The organism is Bartonella tribocorum (assembly GCF_002777915.1).
In the GTDB taxonomy this organism is placed as follows: Bacteria; Pseudomonadota; Alphaproteobacteria; order Rhizobiales; family Rhizobiaceae; genus Bartonella; species Bartonella tribocorum_A.
Window position 1 is genome coordinate 20,296 of the sequence record NZ_NJGE01000023.1, and the last position, 6,998, is coordinate 27,293.

Consider the following 6,998-nt stretch of genomic DNA (forward strand, 5'->3'; position numbering starts at 1 on the left):
GATGGTTAATTAACGCAATCGCCTTTCTTCTAGACTTCAAGAAAATGGATAACCTTCCACTCAAAAATATAATTTCATGAAAAAATTATAAAATGATTCATCTCATTTACATGTTGACAATCTATGAAGGTGAGAGCACCCTCTTCATGAGAAATGCAATGGGAAAAAACAAAAACGCGGGATATCAAGTGATGATCAAAAAAAATTAGGAACAGTCAAAATCATCAGAAACAGATAGGAGATCAAGGTTTCAATGCCCTTCCCGATCGTTGCGCGAACATCAGCATGCAATGTTTTTGTTCAATCAGAGGAAATTGTTGATTGAGGGGAATTGTTGATTGTATGTCATCTTCCTATCTGGGATTGCAACATCCTCCAGCGTTAAGGGGTACCATCAAGTCTTCCGTAGAGAGATTTGGCGTGCAATACACAGCCGCGCGAACGTACGCGAAATATATAATTATTTGATAAGCTTGCGTTAAAGTTAAACATCATTGTTCTCGATTCCTCTTCTGTCATATTTCGTATCTATCAGAAAAGCTGTTTTTATGAAATTCCACAAACCTTAAGAAAACAACACTATGAGAAATGCTGCACATGGCAACAAAAATACGATCTGACAAAAGAAACTTTTATAACCACCGATAGCAAGGAAAAATTCTATCCTGAAATGATCACTCTTTCTAAAAACATCGTAGAAAAAACCAAAAACAATATTCTTGCAGTGGACTGGCTGGTAAATCAGGAAGGATACTATTTCAACGAAATGTGTACAGCAAAAACAGGGCTCATAAAGCTCCCTCAAAAGATACAACAAAATGTATTTGATCATTTAACAACACTTCTATGGAAATTCCATGGGCAAAAATAAAATAACTTTTTTCATCTATAGCGCCGTTTTTCTTTCTGAATTTTCCTTTTTCTTTGTACTCCCTCTCCTTGGAAACTCTTCTCTCATCACTGCTGCAAATGTTGCGTTTTATCTCGCTGGATCAGTAATCCTTGAAAGCATTCTCATGGTAACCACAACGGGTTTATTAGAGAAACTTTCGCGTAAACTTTTAATGGCGACCGCCTTTATTTTAAGGAGTATAGCTTTTCTATGTGTTATCCTATCGCTCACATCTACTGCATGGCTGGTCTTTTTTACCTTAATGGCTTTTTCGAAAGCAATTTCAAAGCCATTTTTGAGAGAAATTTTATCAGAACATCTCAATGGAAGTACTCTTAAACGTGCATTAACGCTTTATTCTTTTTTTCAAAACGCTGCTGTCGTTATCGCCCCTCTCGTTGCAACGAGTGCAATAAAATACAATGCATCAGCTTTTTTGATGGCTTTTTTTGCCATCATTAGTTTTTATCTTTGCATTCTATCCATTCAAATTGTTTATCACTACCCTCACAAAAACGCATCCGTTGAAAAGAACAAAACAACAAAGAAGCCTCTTCTTTCTTCTTTAAAAACAATAGGGCATAATCGTTCTATTGCTTATTTGCTGGTCACAGCTTTGCTTTGTGCATTCCTCATGGGAGTTTTTATCACAACCACAACACTTCTCAATAAATTTAACAGCAATCTCGCCCCTTATAGTGGAATTTTCTTTTCAATTGTTGGCATCAGTATTTGTATCTGGCAAGGAATAATCAATAAACATCTTCGCCTTTCCGATAAATCAACTTTTTACCTATTAGGACTTATGGGAAGTTTCTCCTCATTTTTCCTCATGGGTGGCGTCTTTACCGCTGTGACTGCGTTAATTGCTTACAGTGTCTATGAATCTGTCATGATTCCAGAGATATACTATCAAGCAGGGAAAACAACTGCACCCCTCTCTGCCAGTGTTTTTTTTAGTTATATCCTTGTTGTTTCAAATATTGGCCAAGCGATAGGCTCATGGACAAGTGGATGGATCATCAGCTATTTTAACCAGCATATCGCTTTCATTTTTTGTCTGATTGTTGGTATCTCTGCTTTTGCCTCTTGCCTTTGCCTCAAACAAACGAAAAAGTAAGGAGTTCCAATGTCATATATCATTTTTGCAACCGGTGGCACAACAAGAGTGCCCACAACACTTCGCCATAAATGGCTTAATTATGCGTTTGTAACACACACTGCGGCAAAGAATCTCAAAACTGTCTTCAAGAATTACTCTGTAAAATCTGTTACCAATTGCCTCACAGCCGAAGGATTATAGGGTGGATTTTTATTTGCCCATGAAATTTGTCGCCTTCTCCATGTTACATATGCCTCTGAATGCTTTAGCAAAGAATGGACACTCAAAAAATACAGAGGTCAAATATTTCTCACGGACAAAAAAACAGAAACATTTAAGCACATGCACTTAGAAATATACAGTCCACAAATAAACACCTCTCACCTCACATCTTACAGAAACAAGAAATCCTCAGCCTCGTGGGATAATCTCTGTATCAGGATTTATTTACCACTGGTATAGCTGCAAAAACAGCGCTATTAACAATATCCTCTAAAACAAATAAAATAAATATTATGGTGGAAAAGTTAAATGTTGCGTAAAATTCTCAGTTTCCAGCCAAGTGTACACCTTGTTCTCATCACCACTCTTTTGAGCAATGTTGGAGTCTTTATGGTTGTTCCTTTTTTGGCGATCTACTTAAGCAAGTTGAATTCCCTCAGTGCAATAGAGGTAGGGACCATCATGGGAACAGCTTTTTGGTGCCAAAGAGCAGGCTCCCTTTTCGGAGGAATACTCTCCGATTATGTCCATATCAAAAAAACTATGCTTTTGGGTCTAGCGATGCGGATACCAGGCTATCTTACCATTGGTTTTACGCATAATTTTTATATCCTGCTTCTCTCCTGCATCTTTATTGGACTGGGAAGCAGTATGTATTTTCCTGCTGCAAAATCTTTTTTAGTAAAAAACGTCTCAACAGCTGACAAAGTTGATATTTTAGCCACCAGATCCATTTTTGCCAACATAGGGACAGCCATTGGCCCATTACTTGGAATGCTCATTTTAAAAATTCATCCCCACTTATTATTTAGTCTTGTTGGTTTTATTTTTGTTTTATTATTGCTTCTCAACTGCACATTAAAAGAAAGTCCGAGTACCAGCACACGCAGTAAAATAAATTTTTCTGATTTTCAAAAACTGCTCACCAATAAAAAAATGCTTCGTATAGCACTTTTTACGTTTTTATTTCTCTTTCTTTACATACAACTTGAAGTCACAATCCCTCTGTTTGGTGACCAAAACTTTGGGAGAAATGCCCCCTCATACATTTTTCTCCTCAATGCTCTTATTGTCATCTTTTTCCAAATACCTATCTCAAGATGGTCTTGTAGAGAAAACTCCAAAATGCCTATCGTGTTATCCTTTGTTTTTTTTGCACTCTCATTCTTTCTTCTCCATACTCTTGATCATTCTTACCTTAGTCTCTTTTTAGCAATCATTTTTTTTACCTTTGCCGAAATCATTATGCGCATACGTCTTGATTATGATGCGACAAATATAGATGAACGCCTCATCGCTAGTGCATTTGGCATCATGAGTTTGTCGAGTGCTTTTGGAGGAATGGCAGGAAGTTACTTTGGCTCTCTCTTATACAACAAAGCTCTTTTTGGTTTATCGGCTTGGCAAATGTTGAGTATTGCCTCTCTTAGTGCTGCTCTTCTCTCTCTCCTGCTCTTCATGAAAAAAGCAAAAAAGTAAATTCAAACAATCTCACGTCTAATCTTCTTATCATGCAGAAAAATAAGCCTTCCAGAATGAATTGCACTAATTGCAAGAGTCTTTGCATTTATTGACACTTGAGATCAAATGATTGCTTCGCGACGCATCCATTATTTTTCTCCATTACAACCTCATATACTATTTTTTCATATTATAAGAGCATATAATGCAATGATCATCACCGCAAAAAACATCTCAGAAAAACAAAATTCCTCCTGCAATCATTGAACTACTCCCTCAAATATTTGCAGACCATTATACTCATAACCAGTTAGATAGTTTATTTCTTACATCCAATACCCCTAATAAAACTCCAGAGGATTCAAAGTCTGTCAAGGTTCAAGCATGGCTGCAGGCAATCAATATAGAATGCAATGAACCACTTGAGATTCTTGGTAATCTACTTTCTGATCTTATGGAAAAAGAATATTTTGACCCAGACCCAACCGGAATTAACCTACTATTATATGAAAAAATAGAACAGTTAGAAAACGCTCGACGTCAAATTTTAGAAACGTTAAAGAAAGATGGATTGCAGTATGTGCGTGGAGGATATATTATTAAAGCTGGTCTCCTCTCTACAGAAACGTTGCAAAAAGAGGTTGCAAAAAATGGGCTGTTAGCAACAGAAACCGAAATAAAAAGAGCATTAAAACAAATAGAAACCGATCCAAGGGCTTCAGTTCTCTATGCAGCAAATTTATTGGAGGCATCCTGTAAAGCTTATCTCAACCACTACTCTATCGCATATGAAGAAACAGCTCGTACGCTTCCCGCTTTATGGCAACAAATCGCAGAGCACGCTAAGATTCATCCAAAAGATATGGAGAAAGAAAAAGCTAAAGATCTCGATGTCAATGACTTAAAAATGTTTGCATCCGGTCTATATAAAATTGCAGAGGGCACCATGAATTTAAGAAACAAAAAAGGAGCAGCCCATGGTCACTCAGAAGAAAGCTTTCGAAAAATCAACCTCAAACCTCGTCATGCGCGCTTAGCTGTTAATGCAGCCTCTGCCCTTGCAATGTATATCTTAGAATTACGTCACAAAACATCCTAAAAAATGCTCTCGATAACGAGATAGATTGCCCCACATAAATTTTTCATCAGGACGCAAACAGATCTGTAAAATCGGTCAAGATCTTATAAAAACGGCAAACCATGTGACTTTTGGAGCAGAGCCTACACGTTCGTATAGACTCTGTTTTGCTTTCGTGCAAAAAAATTGACAGCAAATAGACTCCTCGATAAACTCACCAACATCCGTTTAACCGATCGTTTTATTTGGAAGCAAAGGGGAGTACCTCAAGGGGAATATCAGGGAACAAGCATTGGGGAAAACCATCAGCTCTCTCCATCACATTCATCCCGATATCACAGCCCTCACAAACAGGTATTCATTCTCAAAACCTATGATTTATGGGACAGAACAAATATTTTGAAGAATATCAGCAGGGGGACATAAGAATGCAAAAGAGAGATTCCTATAGCAAATCAGAAAAGTATGTCATCTATACCGTCATTATCTCCAGTATACTTCCCTTGCTCGATGGAAGCATTGTTAATGTCATCCTCCCTCGACTTGCACATTATTTTTCAACGAGAGACAATGATATACAATGGATTGTAACCTCCTATTTTCTCGCCACCGTACCCGGACTATTGATGGCAGCTTTTATGCAAGGGAGAATAGGGATCAAAAAGACATGGCTTCTTGCAAATTGCATTTTTATGCTTGGATCATTGGCGGTAGGATTAAGTTATGATTTTCAAACCATTATCTCTGCCCGTATTGTTCAAGGTTTTGGAACAGGACTTTTGCTGCCCCTCAGCCAAACTATTATCGCCTTACAATTTGGACAGACACGAGTACGCCAAGCGATGGGTACCATAGCCGTACCAACGGTTTTTGCTCCAGCCTTTGGTCCGCTGGTTGGTGCTTCAATTGCTCAGTATGTCTCTTGGCGGTTGCTATTTTTTATTAATATTCCCCTTATTCTCTTGGCGCTCACCATTGGAGCAAAACATTTAAAAACCAATGAAACAGCAAAAACAAAATTTAACTTACTGGCATTTTTAACCTTTTCCCTATCCCTTATTTCATTTTTTTATCTCACAGAAGCCAGAAACATCAATAACAACAATATCCTCTTTATCATAGCACTGATAGCGGTCATCTCTCTCATATTGTTCATTGTTTCTAATCAGAAAGCAAAAAACAAATTAATCGTCTTTAGTGGATTTACAAATGTACGCTACACATTGCTCATGATCATGGGGCTAATTGCTTCCTTTCTTTTTTATAGCTTTCTTGTTTATTTCCCACTAGCGACCGCCTTGGAAGAGCCCCATGAAAAGAGCCTTCTCATCATCGGCGCCCTCCTTGCTTTGCAAGGAGTAGGAGCATGGATCGGCAGGAAATTTATTTACCAGAAATGGAAAGAAAAATCGCCCTTTTTCATGATAGGCATTGGTTTGCTGATCTCAAGCTTTGGCTTATTATGCTTTGGCTATACGATAAGCATGGATGGATTAGGATTCTTACTAAGGGGTATAGGGCTTGGTATTACCACCATTGTATGCCTTTCCGCCCCCATACAATATGTCAACAGTTTATACGTTAAAGATACAGCAGTGATCACACGCATATTACAGCAAATAGGTGGCGCTTTGGGCGGTGTGTTCGCAGGCTATTTACTCCATACGCTAACAAAGGGATACCTCACCCTTAACCAAACCTATCTCATATTCTTCCTCTTCTCTATCGCTGTATTTTTACTGTTTTGTCTCACACTCTCCCTATCGCATAAGGAGAGGAGCGCAAATTTATGAGATGATAATATTTGCAGTGGTTATAAGATCATAGAAGTATTTGTTATGGTTGGAGAATACCAAATCGTAGGGTATTTTTCTGTAAGCCCATACACACGCTCACAAATGCCCCCTACAGCATAAGCACTACAACCTCTTAAGCATCTCTGTTACACACCATAACAGGAAAAAACAGAACAAGCCCTCAAAGTTTTAGCAAAGCAAGCCAAAATCTTTTCTCAAAATCTTGAAGAACGAGCTGAAACCCTCTCTGACAATCTTGAAGATACGATCAAAGGTGCAAAAAACGCAGCCACGACAATCACAAACACAGCCTCAAAGATGGGTTGGTGGTTTTTTTTGGGTAGTTTGATTGGTTCTATAATTTCCAGTATTTTTGGTTATTATGGTTACAGAAGCCGTAAGGACATTTTCAAGTTTTAAAATTTTAGCTTTCAAGCAAGCTTAAAA

At 38.0% G+C, this 6,998-nt stretch carries 5 protein-coding genes and 1 pseudogene; all 6 read left to right on the plus strand.

The window, feature by feature from the left end:
• Window positions 1-857 precede the first annotated feature (857 nt).
• A complete protein-coding gene (locus CER18_RS08145; RefSeq protein ID WP_100129515.1) occupies window positions 858-2,012 on the plus strand; it encodes an MFS transporter in 1,155 nt (384 codons plus the stop codon).
• A gap of 9 nt (window positions 2,013-2,021) precedes the next feature.
• Window positions 2,022-2,195 (plus strand): hypothetical protein, encoded by a 174-nt coding sequence (locus CER18_RS10080; RefSeq protein WP_180299410.1) that lies wholly within the window; start codon window positions 2,022-2,024, stop codon window positions 2,193-2,195.
• Window positions 2,196-2,525: 330 nt separating this feature from the next.
• A complete protein-coding gene (locus CER18_RS08150) occupies window positions 2,526-3,695 on the plus strand; it encodes an MFS transporter (protein WP_100129516.1) in 1,170 nt (389 codons plus the stop codon).
• Window positions 3,696-4,131: 436 nt separating this feature from the next.
• Window positions 4,132-4,776, plus strand: a complete 645-nt coding sequence (locus CER18_RS08155; RefSeq protein WP_245410070.1) for an abortive infection family protein — start codon at window positions 4,132-4,134, stop codon at window positions 4,774-4,776.
• Window positions 4,777-5,183: 407 nt separating this feature from the next.
• Window positions 5,184-6,548 carry an MFS transporter gene (locus CER18_RS08160; protein ID WP_100129517.1) on the plus strand — a complete coding sequence of 455 codons (1,365 nt, stop codon included), beginning with the start codon at window positions 5,184-5,186 and terminating at the stop codon, window positions 6,546-6,548.
• A gap of 162 nt (window positions 6,549-6,710) precedes the next feature.
• Window positions 6,711-6,971: pseudogene (locus CER18_RS10545) on the plus strand (hypothetical protein); the annotation flags it as partial.
• Between the last annotated feature and the right edge of the window lie 27 nt (window positions 6,972-6,998).

What these genes read in the sequence shown, in the direction of transcription:
- CER18_RS08150 (WP_100129516.1), top strand. Translation starts at nt 2,526, where the DNA reads ATGTTGCGTAAAATTCTCAGTTTCCAGCCAAGTGTACACCTTGTTCTC.
- CER18_RS08160 (WP_100129517.1), top strand. Translation starts at nt 5,184, where the DNA reads ATGCAAAAGAGAGATTCCTATAGCAAATCAGAAAAGTATGTCATCTAT.
- CER18_RS08145 (WP_100129515.1), top strand. Translation starts at nt 858, where the DNA reads ATGGGCAAAAATAAAATAACTTTTTTCATCTATAGCGCCGTTTTTCTT.
- CER18_RS08155 (WP_245410070.1), top strand. Translation starts at nt 4,132, where the DNA reads ATGGAAAAAGAATATTTTGACCCAGACCCAACCGGAATTAACCTACTA.
- CER18_RS10080 (WP_180299410.1), top strand. Translation starts at nt 2,022, where the DNA reads ATGTCATATATCATTTTTGCAACCGGTGGCACAACAAGAGTGCCCACA.